Origin of the sequence: Halococcus sp. PRR34, from assembly GCF_028617175.1 — an archaeon.
In the GTDB taxonomy this organism is placed as follows: Archaea; Halobacteriota; Halobacteria; order Halobacteriales; family Halococcaceae; genus Halococcus; species Halococcus salifodinae.
In genome coordinates this window covers 16,954-35,446 of record NZ_JAQJDA010000002.1, presented here as the reverse complement: position 1 = coordinate 35,446, position 18,493 = coordinate 16,954, and the positions used below count along the sequence as shown (strand labels likewise).

Below are 18,493 nucleotides of genomic sequence, written 5' to 3'. Positions count from 1 at the left end.
CGAGTCAGTCGTGTTCTCGATGCTGTGCTTTCAGCCGTTGGTACTCGTCGTCGTTCTCGACTCGGTTCCACCAGACCTCGTAGACGAGTGCGGCCTCACGATTGTCGTGGGCGGCCCAGTGTTCGCGCTCGCGCTTCTCGCCGCTGCTCGCGGGCTTCGCCCGCTCGCCATCCGAGGCGCGTTGCGCCTCGCTATCGACGTACTTCTGCCCACCGGGATACCTCGCATAGCGCATCGCTCGGGTGTACCCCATCTGGAGATACTTTCGTGCCATGTCCATCCCTGGGAACTCGCCGGCCGCCCGGTATTTCAGATACCGCTCGTAGATGGCCTCTCCCGACTCGTCGGCAGCCTCGCGGTCCGTGTACCCCCACAGCCCGAGGAGTTCGCTCTTGTAGGGTTCGATCTTGAACACCCCTTTCTCGCCGCGACCGATCTCGTGCCTTTCTGGATGGGCGCGGAAGTCGAGGTCGTACTCGGGGTCGTCGCTCACGACGTTCGTTGTGGCCGCCCCACCCTCACGCTGTTGCCTGCCGTAACGTCTCACGCACCGGTGGCTACTAACCGCTGGCGCTCGCGGTGGCTCCATGATCGACGAGACGGACGACGCGGCCGCTTTTCTCCAAGCATACATCGACGACCACGGCTATCTGTCGTGGCTCGGAACGCAGGTCGAGTCGATGGAACACGATCGGCTCGTGATGACGATCCCGTTCGACGAGAAGCTCACGAACACGCGGCCGAACGGCGACGGCAACGCGACCGCGAACATCCACGGCGGGATCGCCGCGACGCTGATCGACACCGCCGGCGGGATCGCGCTCCGGCCTGCCCTCGACGACCCGATGGAAGACGGCGTGGCGACGATCAACCTCAACGTCAACTATCTCCGACCCGCTGCCGGCGACCTCACCGCGACCGCCGACGTGATCCGTGCGGGGTCGAGCGTCGGTGTTTCCACCGTGACGGTCGAGAGCGAGGCTCCCGACGGCGAGACGAAAGCGGTCGCCACGGGACAGGGTGCCTATCGGCTGTTTCGGCGCTGACTCGGGGAGTGCGTGGTGTTCGATCGAAACCACTGCTATTCGAACGTGACATCCGCGCGCTTCGTGACTTCGCCAAACAGCCAGTCGGCGTGATCGAGCGCGTACTCGTGGTGGTCTTCCTCGATGTAGCCGATCGCCTCATCGAGGAGGACGGGCCGGAAGTCGCGCAGGCCAGCGCTGCCGGCGGTGTGAAGCACGCAGACGTTGGCGAGCGTGCCACAGAGCACGAGATCGTCGATCCCGTGGGCATCGAGCCACCCCTCCAGCTCGGTCTCGTAGAAAGCGTCATAGGTGTGTTTTGCGACCACGTGATCCTCGTCCCTGACGTCGAGCCCATCGACGATTTCGGTCTCCCACGACCCCTCGACGACGTGCTCACCCCAGCGATCGAACTCGTCGTAGTAGTGGGTGTCGTCGAACTGCTCAGGAGGGTGGACATCGCGCGTGAAGACGACACTCGCGCCGGCGTCGCGCGCATCGTCGAGCAGGTCCGCGATCGGATCGACGACCCCCTCGCTCCCCGGTGCGTAGAGGCTGCCCTCGGGATGACAGAACCCGTTTTGCATGTCGACCACCACGACGGCGGTTCGGTCGGGATCGAACTTCATGCGTAGTACAAGACCGGTTTCCGGAAGTCAGTTTCTCCGGGCGGGTCCTTTTTGTCCGTCGCCTCCGTCACCCGAATATGCGACAGCTCGCCGCCCTGTTGTTCGCCGTTCTCGTGGTTCTCGCCGGCTGTAGCGTGCCCTTCACCGCCGGCAACGAATCGGCCGGCAACGACACCTCGCCGGAGGCGTCACCCACGTCCGGCGACGCGACCACTACGCCGGCGACCGACGCCGCGACCGGAACGGCCAGCGAAACCGACGGGACGACCGGTAACGACTCAGCCACCGAGAGCAGCCAACAGGCGGTGCAGAGCATCGACGATCCCGCCGAGGACGTACTCGGCTGGGAGAACGGCGTCTGGTACAACGAGTCGGTGCCGGTCGTGGGCGAGGACGGACTCAACGCGACCGAACGTCGAGCGGTCGTCAACCGCACGATGGCGCGGTTAGAGCGTGTTCGGCAGCTCGAGTTCAACCGAACGGTGCCGGTCGAGGTGATCTCGCGCGAGGAGTTCCAGCAGCGACCGAGCAGCGGAGGCGGCGACGCCGCACCGGCGTTTCGGACGTTCGACAACACGAAGTTCGAGGGACTGTTCCTGATCGGCGAGGACGAGAACTCGCTCGCGGTCCAGCAGTCGAACCGCGGCCAGAACGTCCTCGGGTACTACAGCCCGACCCAGGACTCCATCGTGGTGGTCTCGTCGTCCGAGACGCCGCGACTCAACCGCTCGACGCTCGCCCACGAGCTGGTGCACGCGCTTCAGGACCAGCAGTTCGATCTCACGTCGAGTAATCCGGGGACTCGGGAGGCGTACAACGCCCGGAACGGCCTCATCGAGGGCGATGCCAACTACGTCCAGCGCCAGTACGACGACCGCTGCGGTGACGAATGGGAATGTCCCGACATCGACTCGGAGAGCGCCGGCAACGGCAGTGCAGCCGGTGGGAACCTCCATCTCGGGGTGTACATCCTCAGCTTCTTCCCGTACGCCGACGGCCCGGGCTTCGTCGACGCAATCTACCAGCAAGACGGCTGGGAGGGCGTGAACGCGCTCTACGACGACCTGCCCGCGAGCACCGAGCAGGTGATCCATCCCGAAAAATACGGCGAGGACGCCCCCACGAACGTCTCGATCAGCGAGACGAGTGCCGATGAGTGGTCGCGCGTCGCGCTCGACCGTCCGGGGCAGCCCGACTACGCCGTGCTCGGTCAATCGGGACTCACGGCGATGTTCGCGTACACCCTCTACGACGACTACAACCGCTCTTCGACCGTCTCGCCCCGCGAGTTCCTCAACGGCGGGATCGGCGGCGTCAACCAAACCGACCCGTTCAACTACGGGCTCAACTACACCGACGGCTGGGACGGCGACAAGATGGTCGTCTACCAGCAGCAAAACCGGACGGGCTACGTCTGGAAACTGGCGTGGGACTCGCCGGCCGAAGCCCGCGAGTTCGTGGCGGGCTACGAGCAGCTCCTCGCTCACTGGGGCGGCCAACCCACCAGCGACACCGGCAACGTCTGGCGAGTTGACGAAGAATCACCGTTCGCCGACGCGTTCTCGATCCGCCAAGAAGGCAACACCGTGACGATCGTCAACGCCCCGACGGTCGAGGACCTCGACGCGGTCCACGACGGGGACGCCAGCTAGAACAGCCCGGAACCATCGGCTCTCTGTCAGTCCGAGTACGACTCCTCCGAGGGCGCGTCGAATGCGTCGAAATCGGTGTCGAGCGCACCCTCGACCGGGAAGTAACACGCCGCCGTGTGATCGTCGCTACCAGCTTCATCGAGCGCCGGCTCAGCCTCCCAGCACTCCTCGCTCGCTTTCGGGCAGCGCGGGGCGAACACACAACCAGAGGGGAGATCGACCGGGTCCGGCGGCTCGCCGTCGAGCAGCACGCGATCCCGGTCGGCTGAGGGGTCCTTCTCGGGCGAGGCCGCGAGCAACGCCGCGCTGTAGGGATGTTTCGGGTTCGAGATGATCTCGTCGGTCGCTCCGAGTTCGACCAGCCGGCCGAGATACATGATCGCGAGCCGGTCGGTGACCTGCGCGAGGCTCGCGAGGTCGTGGGAGATGTAGATGATCCCGATGTCGTCCTCGTCGGCGAGATCGCGCAGCAGGGTGAGGAGGTTGACCTTGAGCGAGACGTCGAGCATCGACGCGGGCTCGTCGCAGACGAGGAAGTCGGGATCGACCACCAGCGCCCGCGCGATCGCGACCCGCTGGCGCTGGCCGCCCGACAGCTCGTGTGGGTACTGATCGAGGAAGGCGTCGGCCGGGGTCAGCCCGACCCGTTCGAGCGTCTCGCTCGCGGCTTCCTCGCGCCGCCCCTCGGCGAGGCCGTGGATCGTCAGCGGCTCGGTCACGAGCTGGCCGACGGTCTGACGCGGGTTGAGCGAGTCGAAGGGGTCCTGGAAGACGACCTGGAGCTTCCGGCGGAACTCCTTCATCCCGCCGCTTTTGTACTCTGCGGCGGTTTTGCCGTCGAAGACGATCTGGCCGCCGGTCGGGTCTTCGAGCAACGAGATCGTCTCGCCGAGGGTCGACTTCCCGCAGCCGCTCTCGCCAGCGACGCCGAGGATCTCCGAGCGCTGCACCGAAAAGGAGACCCCGTCGACGGCTTTCACCTGTGGCGGCTCCTCGCCGCGGATCTGGTCGAGCAGCGGCTGGGACGTGCCGTACCACTTCTCCAGCCCATCGACACGCAGGATCTCCTCGCTCTCTTCGTCCTCGTGTTCGTCGTCAGCCAGCTCGATACCCCACGTTTCGGGATCGCCCGCCGCGTTGCGCATCTGTGCAGCTTCGTCGACGTGGTGGCACGCCGAGCGGTGGTTCCGGTTCGGGAGATCGACCAACGGCGGGTGCGTGCGCTCGCACTCCTCGGTGGCGAACGGACACCGGTCGACGAACGCACAGCCCTCGGGTGGCTGGCCGAGATCGGGCGGTGATCCCGGGATCGCCACCGGATCGTCGCCGAGGTCGTCGACCTCGGGGAAGGAGTTCTTCAGCCCCATCGTGTACGGGTTGGTGGGGTTCAGGAGGACGTTGTCGACGCTGCCCTGTTCCATCACCTTCCCGCCGTAGAGCAAGGAGAGCTCCTCACAGGTCTCGGCGATGACGCCGATCTCGTGGGTGATGAGCAGGAGCGAGCTGTCGATGCGCTCCTGGATGTCGAGGATGGTGTCGACGATCTTGTCCTGAACGATGACGTCGAGGCCCGTGGTGGGCTCGTCGGCCACGATCAGGTCGGGTTCGAGCGCGAGCGCCATCGCGATGGTGACACGCTGGCGCATTCCGCCCGAGAACTCGTGGGGGTAGTCGTCGGCCCGATCGGGATCGAGGCCGACCATCTCGAACAGCTCGCGCACCCGATCGCGCGCGTTCGCGGTCGAGACGTTTCGATGTTTGCTGATCGCCTGGCGGATCTGCGCGCCGCAGCTCATCGACGGATCGAGCGCGTCCATCGCGCTCTGGGGGATGTACGCGATCTCCTCCCAGAGGACGTCCTGGCGCTCGTCGGCGGCCATTTCCAGGAGGTCCTCACCCTTGAACCGCACCGACCCGGCGTCGATCCGGCCGTTGCCGGGCAGCAATCCAAGAACGGCTTCGGCGGCGGTGGACTTGCCGGAGCCGCTCTCGCCGGCGAGGCCGTAGTTGATCCCCTCCTCGATCGCGAAGGAGACGCCGTTGACGGCGTGAACGCGGCCGTCGTCGGTACCGTACGTGACCGTCAGGTCTTCGACTTCGAGCAAACTCATTGATTATCCGTTGATTTCGGGGTTGATGACTTCCTCATAGGCACGTCCCACGAGGAACACCGATGTCGTGACTGCGGCGATCCCGAGCGCTGGCGGGAGCACCCACCACCACGCGACCCGGATGCTTCCGGAGGCGAACAGCTGCCTGAGCATCCGGCCCCAGCTCGTCGTGGTGGGATCGCCGAAGCCGAGGAACGCGAGGCTGGCCTGGGCCGCGATCGACCACGCGACGCCGTACGCCGTGTAGAGGAAGCCGATCGGCAGGACGTTCGGCGCGACGTGGACGAACATCGTCCGGAGGTCGCTCGCACCGCTCGCACGTGCAGATTTCACGAACGTCCGCTCGCGGACCGAGAGCACCTCCGAGCGCACGACCCGGGCGGGCATCTTCCAGAGGAACGCCGCGACGATCAGCGTGATGATCCAGATGTTGGGCTGGATGAAGGTGAGCAACAGCAGTGCCATCGGCATGAACGGCAGCGAGAACGTAAGGTCGGTGAGCCGCATCAGGATCTCGTCGACCCAGCCGCCGTAGTAGCCGCTGACCAGCCCGACGAGGAAGCCGATCCCACCGGTCGCCACCCCACCGAACAGCCCCACGATCAGGGTCGGCTGGGCCCCAGCGAGGAACTGGCTCAGCACGTCCTTGCCGTAGGCGGTCGTACCGAACGGGGCCGCGAGCGTCGGCGGATGCAGCCGCATGATGACCCCCTCCGCCGAGAGCACGCTGTAGCGGATCGGGTCGTGCGGGGCGATCAGTGGGCCGAACACGCCGAGGAACAGGAAGCCCGCGAGGATCACCATGCTCACGAGCGCCGGACGGTCATCGGCGATGAATCGGAGCTGATCGCGGGCCTGACCGACCTTCGTCCGCAGCCAGTCGCCGGTCGGCCGCGAGAACTCGACGGACATCAGCTCCCACCTCCCATTGAAACGGTGGGATCGAAGTACGCCGAGAGCACGTCGGCCACGAGGTTCATGATGATGACCGCGAGCGCCATCAGGAACACCGCGGCCTGCACCACGGGGTAGTCCTGCTGAGCGATCGAGGTGACGAGCTGGCGGCCGATGCCGGGCCAGCCGAACACCACTTCGAGCAGGATGAGACCCTGAAACACCATCCCGAGCCGGAGCGCGAAGTACGTCAGTACGGGCAGCAGCGAGTTCCGCCCGGCGCGCCAGAGCTGTTCGGTCTCGGAGAGGCCCTTCGCGCGGTGGAGTTTGAGGAACGCCGATCCTTTCCGCTCGACGATGCCGTTGCGGGCGAGCAGCAGGAAGTCGCCGCTGTAGTAGAGCACCGCCACCGTGAACGGCAGGAGGTAGTGATGGAGGAAATCGAGCGAGAAGTACGCTCCGACCCCGCTCGGGGTGACGGTGATGTCACGCATCCCGAACGCCGGCACGAGATCGAGGGTGTACGCGAACACGATGATGAACCCGAGCGCGGTGATGAACACCGGCGTCGACCGGAAGAACGTGGTCGCGACGATGCTGCCGGTTTCGAGCCACGAGCCACGATTCCAGCCCGCGACCATCCCGAGCACCGTGCTCAAGACGGCGGTGCAGACCAGCGCCGGGACGAGCAACACCAGCGTGTTGAGCAGCTTCGGCCCGAGGATGGCCCAGACCGGCCGGCTCTGGCGGATCGAGAAGCCGAACTGGAACGTGAGCAGGTTCCGGAGGTAGGCGAGATACTGCTCGCCGAGCGGCCTGTTCAGTCCGTAGAGCCGCATGATCTCCTGAATCTGCTGTTCGGTGAGGTTGCCCGACGCCACCAGCTGCGTGAACGGACTGCCCGGCAGCAGCCGGAGCGTAAAGAAGATCACCGAGACGGCGACCAGCGTGAGCACCACCGAGATCCCGATCCGCTTCGCGAGGAAGCGCTGGAACTGGCTCACGTTCCCACCTCCCGGGCGACGATCGTCCAATGCTGTTCGACGAGTTGGTACTGCTCGGTGGTGATCGCGTCGTGCGCGGAGCCGTCGGCGGTGACGCCTCCAGCGAATGCGTTCTCAGTCATCGGTGGCGAAGTTCCGTTGTCCGAGGGCGTCCCGCCGCCGGTGGCAGTTGCCGTTCTGTACCCGTTCGACGAACGCGCCCCACGCGGGCCCGTTCGGGAACTGGAGGTTGCCGTTGTCGTCCCACGTGTAGCCGGCGCGTTCGAGGATCGATCGTGCCGCCTCAGTGTCGTGCGCGTAGTCGTGAGTGTCGGGGTTGTGCCACTGCATGATGTCCGAAATGAAGTTCTCGCCGGGCGGAACGGTCGCGCGGCCCTGGAGGACCTGCTTCACGAACCCCTTTTTGTCGACGGCCTTCGCGAGCGCGATCCGGAACTCCTTGTCGCGGATCAGCGGTGCGGAGAACATGAGCTTCGTATCCAGCGGCGCGAAGTTGTCGGCGACTTTCTTCTCGACGCTGGTGGACCCCGCGGCACGTTCGGCCTGCTGGCTCGACAGCCGGCCGGCGATCGCGTCGATGTCGCCGCTCTGGATCCCGCCGATCAGCGCGTTGATGTTCCCGACGTTGACCCAGATCACGCGGTCGATCCCCGGACCGGCGGCCGCGGCGTCGCCGAGATGCTCGGCGCGCCACTCGTCGTCCCACATCCAGTGGCCGTCGCTGCGACTCACCACGAACTTGCTGCTCTGAGACCAGCTTTCGAACTCGAAGGGGCCGGTGCCGATCGGGTTCGCGGGGCTGTACTGGGTCGGGCTGTCGACGTCCTGCCAGTGGTGTTTCGGGATGATCGCGCTCCGGACCACCCGCTGGGTCAGAAACGCCGCGTCCGGCCGCTTGAGGGTGAACCGCACCGCGTGGTCGTCGAGAACTTCGACGGAGTCGATGGGTTCGTAAAAGGGTGCCTGGCTCGTCGAGGAGTTCTGGGTATAGAAATCGACGGTGAACTTCACGTCCTCGGCGGTGAACGGTTCCCCGTCGTGCCACGTAACGCCCTCTCGGAGCGACATCTCGACGGTGGTGTCGTCGACGAACTCCGCGCTCGTCGCGAGCGCGGGGATCACGTCGAGCTGTGGCGACGCGTCGAACAGCCCGTCGTAGATGTAGGTGAGTCGCTTCGACTCCGCACCGCCGGCCGCCCACGGCAGGTTCAGCGAGTTCATCGAGATGGTCGTCCCCTTCACGAACGACCGATCGCCGGCCGTGGGCTGGAGGTTGACCTCGGTCCACTGAAAGGCGTCGCCGGTGGGTCCGTTGCCCGGCGTCGACACGTACCCGTTCCACTTCCGCTCGTTGGCGGCCGTGATGACGTCCGGGATCAGCGTGATGAGCGCGCCGGCGTCCTGGGCGAAGATCTTCTGTGCCCGGTCGACGAGTCGCTTTCGTGCCTCACGGTCGCCCGTCTGACGGCGTTGTTCGTCGAGAATCTCGTTGAGTTCCGGGTGCCAGTAGTTGTCGTAGTTCGACGCGCTCGACTTGTACCGGCGCATCATCAGCGGGTTGGGATCGAGCCCGCGCTGGGGGTCCGGCCCGTGGGTGCTCATCGAGACCATGTTTTCGAGCCCGGCCGTGGTCCAGCTCTGTGCGTAGAGCTGGTTCAGCGGGCGGTTGTTGAGCGTCGTGGGAATCCCGAGCTCGGTGAACGCACGCTGGACCGTGAACGCGTGCTCGCGCATCCACGGGTCGTCCTCCGTCGAGAACTCGAGGGTGACGGGATCGAGCGCCGCCCCCGCATGCGCGGTGTACTCCATCGGCGGCGCGTCGGCCTCGATTGTCGGCCAGTCGTGCCAGTACTTGGTCTCGACCGTCGCCGAAACACCCGACGGGACGCGCGTCTCGCGGTCCGATCTGCCGGAGCCGCCGCCGAGACATCCGGCCGTCCCGAGTGTGGCTCCCGCGGCGATTGCGAGCCACCCGCGGCGGGTCGTGGTCGGCGAATCGGTTCGTCTGCCATCATCTGCCATGGCCACTCGTAGCGGGGGTATCTCCAAGTCGATGTTCACGAACGGCGGTGAACATCATCGTTCTTTAAGTATGGTCGTCGATCGGGACGGATCGAGCCGTCCGATCCACACCGACTAGCCAACAACCCATCCCGGCCAGCCAGCGACCGCTCATCGAGGGGAAAAGACCAGTTCGAGGAACGCCCGCTCGGCGGTACGGATCCGCTCGCTGAACGTCGACTGCTGGATCCCGAGCTCGTCGGCGACCGCCTGGGCCGAGGCGTCACGGGGAACGGCGAAATAGCCCATCGAGTAGGCGGTTTCGAGGACGTTGAGCTGGTCGTCGGTGAGCTTCGAGAGTAGGACATCCGACAGCCGTCCGCTGTCGAGGGGTTCGCCCGGGCGGTTGGTTTCGTTGACCCGGATCACGTCAAATCGGCCGAGCTTTGCCTCGACGTCGTCGGCGATCGCGCGGAAGTCGTCCCACTCGCCGACCGTGGCGATCACCGTCGCCGTGCCGTTCTGGAGCACGACACGGTTGGGGATCGCCCGGTGGCGCAACACGAGTTCGAGGAGGAACGGGTACGGTTCGTTCGCGAACACGATGGCGCGGCGGTGGTCGATGCCGGTCGGTCCGTTCGGCATCGCCTCGCTGTGAAACAGCGACACGCCGGGGACCGCGTCGATCTCGGCATCGAGATCGATCGTCGATGTCGCGGCTAGCGTCAGCGATTCGAGCCACATTCCGTCCTCGACGTAGAACGCGTTGTCGAGTTCGATGCTCCCGTCGGTACCGATCGCGGGGGCGAGCTTCGCGAGCGTCCCGGTGGGTTCGGTCTCGAACTCGATCGTGAGGATGGCAGACACCTCCTACCCGTTGCATCCACCATCCACACTTAGCCCTACGGATCTCGACATGGAGTCTCCCCTCCCTCCGCAACACTACGCTTTTGCCCGGCCGCCGGATTGGTCGTTCATGGCCGCCTTCGACATCGTTCCGCCCGAGACCATCCGCGAGGGTGGGGCGACCGACGCCTACTTCGAGCGCACGGTCGAGACCCTCGAACACGCCGACCGGAACCCGCACGTCACGGCCGAGGTGACGGCCGATCAGTTCCCCACGGGCGCGTTCGAGGCCTTCGCCGGGATCGAGGACGCCGCACAGCTGTTCGACGGCCGGAACATCGACGTCGACGCGCTTGCCGAAGGCCAACTGTTCGACGGCGGCCCCGTCATGCGGATCGAGGGTCCGTATCTCGACTTCGCACGGCTCGAAACCGCTCTTTTGGGGTTTCTCTCTCAGGCGTCGGGGATGGCGACCAACGCGCTTCGCGCGCGCCGGGCGGCCCCGGAGTCGATGATCGTGAGTTTCGGAGCTCGCCACGTCCATCCGTCGATCGCGGCAGTAGTCGAACGCAGCGCGCTGCTCGGCGGGTTCGACGGGTTCTCTCACGTGGCCGCTGGCGAGCTACTCGGTCGGGATGCCAGCGGCACGATGCCTCACGCGCTCGTGATCTGCTTCGGTGAGGGCAACCAGGAGGTGGCGTGGCGGGCGTTCGACGACGCCGTCGCCGAGTCCGTCCCCCGGATCGCGCTGTGTGACACGTACTCCGACGAGGTCGACGAGGTGCTCCGGGCGGCCGACGCGCTCGACGACCGCCTCGACAGCGTCCGGATCGACACCACGAGTTCACGACGGGGCGACATCCGCCACATCCTGCGCGAGGTGCGCTGGGAGCTCGACGCCCGCGGCCGCGAGGACGTCGACCTGTTCGTGAGCGGCGGCCTCGGTCCCGCCGATCTCCGGGAACTCCGCGACGTCGCCACCGGCTTCGGCGTCGGTGGCTACGTTTCGAACGCCGATCCAGTCGATTTCGCGCTCGACATCGTCGCAGTCGACGGCGAACCCGCCGCAAAACGAGGCAAGCTCTCGGGGAAGAAACAGGTCTATCGCACAGCGGAGGGCGGCCACGAAGTCGCACTCGCCGATCGTGAGGGCCCGGCTGAGGGCGATGCACTGTTGAAACCGCTGATTCGCGACGGAGAGGTAGTGCGAGAGTTCGATCTCGACGTAGCGACCGACCGTGCCCGCGAGGACGCGGATCGAGTCGACTTCGACGCGACGCCCTGATTTTCGAACCATCTTTATCGATCGACGACGTAGCGTCGATCGGCAGGGAGAGCCTGGCCACCGCGCGCGTGGTCCGCCACGCGAAGCGAGGAAAGTCCCCCCACCGCCGGGCAGGTGACCGGGGAAACCCCGGGACGGGAGACCGTCGGCACTGGAACAGCAACGACACGTCTCGCCCCGAGCGATGAGGTGCGGGAGGCGGTTTCGCCGCCTCCTCGGCGTTCGCGGCACGGGGCGCATCGCGCCCCGGAACGAGCGAGCGGGCACCGCCCGCGAGCCGGCCTGCGAGCGTGCGAACCCTGAGCGAAACGGCCACTCGGCCGACGAAGCGACGGGGAGTCGACCCACCGAGCGTCGACGGGCGAGGATCGATGGAACGGCGAATCCTCACCGGTGCAAGTCCGCACCACGCGGCGCGAGCCGCACGGTAGCCCGGCAGGGGTGCGGACGCTCAGCCGAATGCCGGGACGAACAGAAGGGGGCTTACTCCTCCCCAGCCGAACCTTTTTACTGCGGAGGGTCGCCTGCGGCGACCCCCACTTGCAAAAACGTTCACCGGAGCGGCTACGCCGCTCCGAGCCCTCGTTCGCTTCGTCTTCGCGCGGCGAAGCCGCGCGAACGGCCCGTGGGACCTTCGATCCCACGCTGCTCACGAGGACATGAAAAACACCCGCTCGTTCGCGTGGCCCGAAAATCGCGGAGCGATTTTCGGCATCACGAAACGGCTTCTTGGCGCGGCGAAGCCGCGCCAACGGTTCGAGGCGCGTAGCGCCTCGCTATCGCCGTTTCGGACGACTTCGCGCTCACTCGCGGTGAACCGCGCTCGCTTCGCTCGCACGGACAGACCCCACATCCGCCCCGCACAGCACCGCCGAAGCCCTCGGCCCGTTCTGCGGGCCTCGCCCTTCATCCACCAGGACAGCACCGCGACCGCGCCGCACCGCCACTGCAACACCGCCACCGCACCGCTGCCACAGCCGCGACCACGCCGCAAACATGATACCCGCGTCGCGCCACGTCTCGATGATGGCCGGGATCGCTCGCGCGCTCGCGGTGGTGTGTCTCGTCGTTCTCGCGGGCTGTGCGGGCGGCGCGCTCCCCGACGAACTCGCCGGCTACGCGGGTGATCCCGACAACCCCTACCCCGACGACGAGCTGACCGTCGCGGTCGATCCGGGCGAGACCGATCGGCCGTTCGACCCGCTGGTGCACGAGGCGCTTTCGTACTGGGAACGCAACGACGACCGCTACCTCGACTTCGGCGTGAACTTCACGCTCGCGCCGAACGCGACCGATCCCGACCTCCGGGTGACGTTCCAGCGATCGCTCGACCGCTGTGGCGAGGTCGAAACGGCCGCGGGCTGTGCACCACGGATCACCAGTCCGCCCCAGGCCGCCGACACGGTCGACGTTCGCATCCTCGACGATCTCTCGAACGAATCGACCACCCAGGTGCTCAAACACGAACTCGGCCATACCCTCGGGCTGGATCACAGCGACGAGCCGACACAGCTGATGCGATCGCGGGCATCGCTCACGATGCTGCCCGAACCCAACGCGAGCGAGCGCGTGCTCCCGTGGGCCGACTCGACGCTCGCGGTGTTCGCCGATCTCGACGCCGTTCCGGCCGACGAGCGCGCTGCGGTCCGCGAGCAGATCGACCACGCACTCGACTACTACGACCACGGCGCGGCGGGTCGAGTCCCCGACAACGTCTCCTTCGAGCGCGTCTCGTCGTTCGAAAACGCCGATGTCGTGATCTACTTCCAGGACGGTCCGCCCTGCGGGGACGGGTCGGGATCGTGTGGCTCGGTCTACGGCACCGATCCCGACGGCGACGGTGCGATCGAACGCTACACCCGCGTCGACGTCGCTCTCTCCGATGTCGACACCGACGCAACCGGGTGGCACGTCGCGCGCCACCTCGCGCTCGGATTCGGTTTCGAACCCGGCGACGGGGCGGCATACCCGCCAGCGCTCCGGAAGTCGACGAGCGACGAAGAACGCAGAAGCGACTGGTGGGAGTGACCGAACGCTCTCGGAGCCAAACTCACCGAATCACTGCCGAGCGCCACTCGCGTCGCCTGATCGAGTAGCCCCCACACTCCGGACACACCTGCCGGCGTCTGTCGAATCCCGCTCCACAGCCGGTGCACTCGTACTCCGCGTCGTCGCGGTCGGGCTCACCCACGCGTCGCCTGAGTCGATCGAGATAGCTCATCCGACGGCTGCTCCTCCTCGTCGAATCGGCCACAACGGTTAAATACTTTCTCCAAGAGTGCTCGCAGAGCAGTCTCAGCCGACACCCTCTCGATCGCTCGCCGCCTTCGATAACGATCTACCAAGCGTTCGCACCGATCGCCGGACCCGATATCGGCTATCTCTCGAACCCGTCTTCCCACCGGAAATGGCCGTCGCGCTGGACGATTTCGCCGTCGATGGCGAGTGACGAGTCGTCACTCACGTCGGTGATCAGGTCGGTGTGGATCGCGCTGTCGTTGCCAGTCTCGTCGTCGGGCAGACAGGCGTCGTAGGCGCGGCCGAGCGCGAGGTGGACGGTTTCGGCCATCTTCTCGTCGAACAGGATGTTGTCGGTAGGGCGGTCGATGCCACGGTTCATCCCGATTCCGAGCTCGCCGAGTCGGCGCGCGCCCTCGTCGGTATCGAGGAGTTCTCCGATCACTTCGGGGTTGCGTGCTGCGTCGTAGTCGATCACCGCGCCGTCGTCGAATTCGAGCCACACGTCCTCGACGCGTGTCCCACGAATCGTCATCGGCACGTCGAACCGGACCTCGCCCGCGGTAGCGTGCGGCGCGGTGAACACCTCGCCGCTCGGAAGGTTGTGGCTGTCGTCGGCGACCGATGCGGTGGAGTTCACGGCGGTTCGGCCCTCGATCGACATCGTGAGATCGGTGTCTTCGCCCCGAATGCGGACCTCGCTGCCCGCGTCGAGAAGTTTCTTCATCTCGCTCATCTCCGTAGCGAGTGACTCCCAGTCACGGAGCACGGCGTCGTAGACGAACTCCTGATACGCCTCGTAGCTCATCCCAGCCTGCTGGGCGAGCGATCGAGTCGGATGCACAGTAGAAACCCAGTCGGTGTCCATGTACGCCTCACGTGTCTGTTCGTGGGCCTTCGAGTACGCGCCGCGCACCTCGCCCGACACGTCGGTTTGGGCCGCCGTGTTCCGACCGCCGCCGAGGGAGAGCACCACATCCGCGTTCTCGAACAGCGCAAGCTCGTGGCCGGGGTCGTCGTCGAACTCGCCGTCATGCGCGTTGAGGTACGCGCGATTCATCTCGCTGGAGCCGTAGGTCGTCACGAGATTCGCGCCTCGATCACCGATCTTCTCGGCGACCGCGACCGCGAGATCGTGGGCCCCCTCCGAGACGCTCACGACGACATCGTCGCCGGACTCGATCCGCGCGCTCCAATCGACCAGCACGTCGGCGTGTTCGTGGATTCGATCGTCCATGTCCGGAGGTCGCGCGGCGCTGACAAAATCCCCGTGGTCGGTCGGATCGATCGCGCTTTGACGGGCCGGCTGAAGTCAGATCGCCGTCCAGCCGCCGTCGACGAACACCATGTCGCCGGTGATGTACGACGCGTCGTCGCTCGCGAGGAACTGCGCCGCGCCCGCGATGTCGTCGGGATGGCCGACCCGGCCCAGCGGGACGGGCTTGATGAATCCCTCGCCACCCTCGCCAGCGGCCTGCTGGGCTTCCTCCGACCAGCCCTCGGTGAACTCGGTGGCGATCTGACCCGGCGCGACCGCGTTCACCCGGATGTCGTGCTCGGCGAGTTCGAGCGCCGTCCCTTTGGTGATCATCTTGATCGCGCCCTTCGTGGAGTCGTACTGGACCTGGTCGTGCTGGGCGACCTCCGAGGAGATCGAGGCGGTGTTGACGATACAGCCCGGCTCGCCGCGGTCGATCATGTCCTGTGCGGCGGCCTGTGTGCCGAAGAAGTACCCCCGGACGTTGGTGTCGTGGAGCAGATCGAAGGTGTCCTGATCGACATCGAGGAACGCGCCCGATCGCTGGGCGGCGGCGTTGTTCATCATCACGTCGACGCCGCCGAACTCGCGGGCCGCTTCGACCACGGATTCGATCTCGTCGGGTTGGGACACGTCGGTCTCGACGTACTCGCCGGTGCTGCCCATCTCCTCGATCTTCTCGTGAGTCGGGGTGTCCTCGCCCTCCATCTTGGGGTCTTCGCGTACGTCGGCATTGACGACCGTCGCGCCCGCCTCGCCGAAGCCGAGCGCGATCGCGCGGCCGATCCCGGCGCTGCCTCCGGTGACGATCACGGTCTCGTCGCTGAAATCGAAGCTCGCAGTGCCCATGCTCGGTGGGCTCGGTCGCCACTGGCTTAATACACCCGCCGTCGATGGAAAGCCACGTCGTCACGGAGGAAGCGGATCCTCACGGTGGGGCCAGGCCGGCGCGACGCTCAGTGGTTCCGGACATCCCGAAGCTGGACGACACCCGGCTCGCTGACATCGAGTCGGTCGCCTATCCGGACGGTCTCGACGACGTTCGGATACCGAGAGGAGGCGACGTGGTCGGCGATGGCGTCCGGATCGGCACCGACGCCGTGCCACATGTCCCAGTGGACGGGTGCGAGCCTGTCGAGTTCGAGCTGGTTCGCGGCGGTCGCGACCTGGTCGCCGTCGTTGTACCACTCGGTTGGACGGGCTTCGGTGGGATCGTCCTCGGTGTGGACGATGTTGCCGACGGAGCCAAAGGCGAGCACGCCGAGATCGAGATCGAACTCGTCGGCGATATCGGTGAAAGCATCGGCTGGCCGGGAGTCGCCCGCAGCGAAAAAGGTACCAGAGTCGTGTTCGACGACGTAGCTCACGGGTTCGATGGCGTCGGGATCGTTCGCACCCCGGACGTGGATCGTGAGATCGCCGACCGCGAACTCGTCGCCCGGTTCGACGGTGTAACGCTTGTCGTCGGGCGCGCGCAGATCACCGTCGTAGTCGGGACTCTCGTAGGACGCGCTCGGAGCGTGGATCTCGGTCCCGTTCTCGACGAGCGGGCCGTACGAGGGTGGGTGGATGTGATCGATATGCTCGTGCGTGACCAGGACGGCGTCGCACAGCGTCGCGTCCGTGGGATCGATCGGGATCGGGATCATCCGGATCGTCCGGGGTGGCGACCCGTCGCCGAAGTACGGGTCGAGGTAGACGGTGGTTTCGGCGGTCCGGAGGACGTAGCCATTACACCCGAGATACCACACCGAGAGCCCGTTCGGCTCCGTGGCCTCGATCTCGTCACGCACGAACCAGTCGCCCCACGTCGAGTGTACCATACTGCCCCGGCTTCGACTTCCACGGGAATATACTGTGGGCCGAAAGGACGGGTTACGAGAAGGTGACCGAGCGCCCGAATCGGCGGATCAGGACGCGAGTTCGCGCTCGTCTCGAAGCGTCCGCAGGAGGTCCTCGCGAGCGATGATCCCGACGAGTCGCTCGTCCTCGATCACGGGGAGACGATTGATGTCGCGGTTCTCGTCGGCGAGGAGTTCGAGCACTCGGTCGAGATCGTCGTCGGGGATGACGGTCACGACGTCCGCGGTCATCACGCTGCGGATGGGTTTGCCGGCGTGTTTGGCGAGATCGATCCCGACGTCGAGATCGTTCCACGAGATATCGACCGCGTAGTCGATCGAGCTGATGAACGGCGGAAACCCGATCGGGATCCAGAGCGTGCGGTCGCTCGGCTGGAAGAGATCGACGAGATCGCCCTGCGTGACGATCCCGACGACGTGGTTCTCGTCGTCGACGACCGGGAACCCGTTGAACGACGCACGAGCCAGCCGGGTGAGGACGTCACTCACGTCCTCGTCCGGCCGCACTGTCTTCACGTCGGTCGTCATGATGTCACGAGCACGAAGGCTCATGGCTGGAGCCACTCCACGTACGATGCTAACTGTTCCGATGCGTATCGGTCGGAATTCCGCGAGTCACGACCGCAGGGTTATTTACCCGTTCGTCGCTACTGCGAAGCAGACGATGTCTTCGTCCGTTTCGTCGGTGATCCTGGTTGCAGTCTGCGTCCTCACAGTAACGACGATGCCGGCCGTCGCGGCCCCGACCGCCGACTACGGTGGAGTTCAGCCCTCGGTGGATGCAAGCACGCCGATCGAGTCGAGCAGTTCCGGGGCGACCGCCGTCCGGCTCGGATCGGGCTACGCACAGTCGTCCGAACCGTCGAACACGATCACCGTTCAAAGCACCAGCGACGAACGGGCGAACTACACCATCACGGTGAGCGACCAGATCGAGCCAGGCAGCGGAGCGGACACCGAGGACGCGGAGATCCCCGACGAGGCCTCCGGCAACACAGCCACCGGCTCAACCGCTGAGGGCGGCGAGGACAGCTTCCGGTTCGCCGGAGAGGTTACGTCGTTCAGCGTCACTGGTGGATCGGTAACCGTTCTCGTCAACGGCGAGGAGCGCGATCTGGACTCGTTCTCGGAAACGCCACCGACGACCACGACCACAACAACGACGACCACTACAACGACGGAAACGCCTACGCCAACCCCAACCCCGACGCCGACAACGACCCAGACCCCTACACCAACCCCGACGCCAACAGATACACCGACGCCGACACCCACACCGACCGCGACGCCAACGCCGACACCGACCGCGACGCCGACACCGACGCCAACAGCAACGCAGACGGCCACACCGACCGCGACAGCCACTTCGACGGCGACTCAAACGCCGACGACAACGGAATCGACGACCGAGCCGCCGCAAACGATCACGACCGGTGTGACGACGACACCCGGCACCACGGCAAACGAGACGAACACGACCGGAGCCTCGGGTGAGAGTGGTGGGATCCTATCGAATCTGAGCCTGAGCACGCTGGCGTTCGTCTTCGGACTCCTGCTGGTCATCGTGTTCGGTGTCGCCGCACTCGTCGCTCGCCGGCGTGACTCCCGCCCGGCGACCGCACTCGACTCCGATTCGAAGTGAGGCGTCGGGCCCCACCTGGCTGCTGATCGCCGACCACCGACGCCGC

General features: G+C 66.0%; 18 protein-coding genes and 1 other RNA gene. 6 read left to right on the top strand and 13 right to left on the bottom strand.

Translation table 11 applies throughout. From position 1 onward, the window contains the following. Positions 1-4 precede the first annotated feature (4 nt). A complete protein-coding gene (locus tag PHA81_RS03480) occupies positions 5-493 on the bottom strand; it encodes a DUF4385 family protein (protein WP_273835235.1) in 489 nt (162 codons plus the stop codon). 94 nt (positions 494-587) lie between these two features. Between PHA81_RS03480 and PHA81_RS03475 the strand changes: the two genes are divergently transcribed. Beyond that, on the top strand, positions 588-1,046 hold the full coding sequence (locus tag PHA81_RS03475; RefSeq protein WP_273835233.1) for a PaaI family thioesterase: 459 nt from the start codon (positions 588-590) through the stop codon (positions 1,044-1,046). 35 nt (positions 1,047-1,081) lie between these two features. Here the strand turns inward: PHA81_RS03475 and PHA81_RS03470 are convergent, their stop codons facing one another. After that, positions 1,082-1,654, bottom strand: a complete 573-nt coding sequence (locus tag PHA81_RS03470; RefSeq protein ID WP_005044350.1) for an isochorismatase family cysteine hydrolase — start codon at positions 1,652-1,654, stop codon at positions 1,082-1,084. A 77-nt stretch (positions 1,655-1,731) separates the two neighbouring features. Between PHA81_RS03470 and PHA81_RS03465 the strand changes: the two genes are divergently transcribed. Next, a complete protein-coding gene (locus tag PHA81_RS03465; protein ID WP_273835229.1) occupies positions 1,732-3,306 on the top strand; it encodes an Hvo_1808 family surface protein in 1,575 nt (524 codons plus the stop codon). Between the two features lie 26 nt (positions 3,307-3,332). On the opposite strand, the gene PHA81_RS03460 is transcribed toward PHA81_RS03465, so the two are convergent. The 6 genes from PHA81_RS03460 to PHA81_RS03435 form a co-directional block, all read right to left on the bottom strand. Next, complete coding sequence (locus tag PHA81_RS03460; RefSeq protein ID WP_273835226.1) at positions 3,333-5,417, bottom strand: ABC transporter ATP-binding protein; 2,085 nt, start codon at positions 5,415-5,417, stop codon at positions 3,333-3,335. 3 nt (positions 5,418-5,420) lie between these two features. Further along, entirely contained in the window at positions 5,421-6,329 is a 909-nt protein-coding gene (locus PHA81_RS03455) for an ABC transporter permease (protein WP_273835224.1), read from the bottom strand. Further along, complete coding sequence (locus PHA81_RS03450; RefSeq protein ID WP_273835222.1) at positions 6,329-7,315, bottom strand: ABC transporter permease; 987 nt, start codon at positions 7,313-7,315, stop codon at positions 6,329-6,331. Before PHA81_RS03450 ends, PHA81_RS03455 begins: the two co-directional genes overlap by 1 nt. Next, positions 7,312-7,437: a hypothetical protein gene (locus PHA81_RS03445; RefSeq protein WP_273835221.1), complete on the bottom strand. Its 126-nt coding sequence runs from the start codon at positions 7,435-7,437 to the stop codon at positions 7,312-7,314. The genes PHA81_RS03450 and PHA81_RS03445 overlap by 4 nt, the downstream gene beginning before the upstream one ends. Then, entirely contained in the window at positions 7,430-9,337 is a 1,908-nt protein-coding gene (locus PHA81_RS03440; RefSeq protein WP_273835220.1) for an ABC transporter substrate-binding protein, read from the bottom strand. Before PHA81_RS03440 ends, PHA81_RS03445 begins: the two co-directional genes overlap by 8 nt. Before the next feature lie 150 nt (positions 9,338-9,487). Further along, positions 9,488-10,183 carry a helix-turn-helix domain-containing protein gene (locus PHA81_RS03435; RefSeq protein ID WP_273835219.1) on the bottom strand — a complete coding sequence of 232 codons (696 nt, stop codon included), beginning with the start codon at positions 10,181-10,183 and terminating at the stop codon, positions 9,488-9,490. Between the two features lie 109 nt (positions 10,184-10,292). Between PHA81_RS03435 and PHA81_RS03430 the strand changes: the two genes are divergently transcribed. From PHA81_RS03430 to PHA81_RS03420, 3 genes are all read left to right on the top strand, one after another. Continuing rightward, complete coding sequence (locus PHA81_RS03430) at positions 10,293-11,447, top strand: nicotinate phosphoribosyltransferase (RefSeq protein ID WP_273835217.1); 1,155 nt, start codon at positions 10,293-10,295, stop codon at positions 11,445-11,447. Positions 11,448-11,488: 41 nt separating this feature from the next. Then, an RNA gene (gene rnpB, locus PHA81_RS03425) (RNase P RNA component) lies at positions 11,489-11,946 on the top strand. Positions 11,947-12,443: 497 nt separating this feature from the next. Further along, a complete protein-coding gene (locus PHA81_RS03420) occupies positions 12,444-13,475 on the top strand; it encodes a matrixin family metalloprotease (RefSeq protein WP_337958924.1) in 1,032 nt (343 codons plus the stop codon). A gap of 22 nt (positions 13,476-13,497) precedes the next feature. Here the strand turns inward: PHA81_RS03420 and PHA81_RS03415 are convergent, their stop codons facing one another. From PHA81_RS03415 to PHA81_RS03395, 5 genes are all read right to left on the bottom strand, one after another. Continuing rightward, positions 13,498-13,668, bottom strand: coding sequence for a hypothetical protein (locus PHA81_RS03415; protein WP_005044328.1), 171 nt, complete (start codon positions 13,666-13,668; stop codon positions 13,498-13,500). Between the two features lie 156 nt (positions 13,669-13,824). After that, positions 13,825-14,922 (bottom strand): aminopeptidase, encoded by a 1,098-nt coding sequence (locus PHA81_RS03410; protein ID WP_273835215.1) that lies wholly within the window; start codon positions 14,920-14,922, stop codon positions 13,825-13,827. Positions 14,923-14,997: 75 nt separating this feature from the next. Further along, a complete protein-coding gene (locus tag PHA81_RS03405) occupies positions 14,998-15,792 on the bottom strand; it encodes a glucose 1-dehydrogenase (RefSeq protein ID WP_005044325.1) in 795 nt (264 codons plus the stop codon). Positions 15,793-15,899: 107 nt separating this feature from the next. After that, on the bottom strand, positions 15,900-16,766 hold the full coding sequence (locus tag PHA81_RS03400; RefSeq protein WP_273835212.1) for an MBL fold metallo-hydrolase: 867 nt from the start codon (positions 16,764-16,766) through the stop codon (positions 15,900-15,902). Between the two features lie 87 nt (positions 16,767-16,853). Further along, on the bottom strand, positions 16,854-17,357 hold the full coding sequence (locus PHA81_RS03395; RefSeq protein ID WP_273835211.1) for a CBS domain-containing protein: 504 nt from the start codon (positions 17,355-17,357) through the stop codon (positions 16,854-16,856). 112 nt (positions 17,358-17,469) lie between these two features. Here PHA81_RS03395 and PHA81_RS03390 point away from each other — a divergent pair, with 112 nt between their 5' ends. Continuing rightward, on the top strand, positions 17,470-18,447 hold the full coding sequence (locus PHA81_RS03390) for a laminin G (protein ID WP_273835208.1): 978 nt from the start codon (positions 17,470-17,472) through the stop codon (positions 18,445-18,447). The last annotated feature ends 46 nt before the right edge of the window (positions 18,448-18,493 follow it).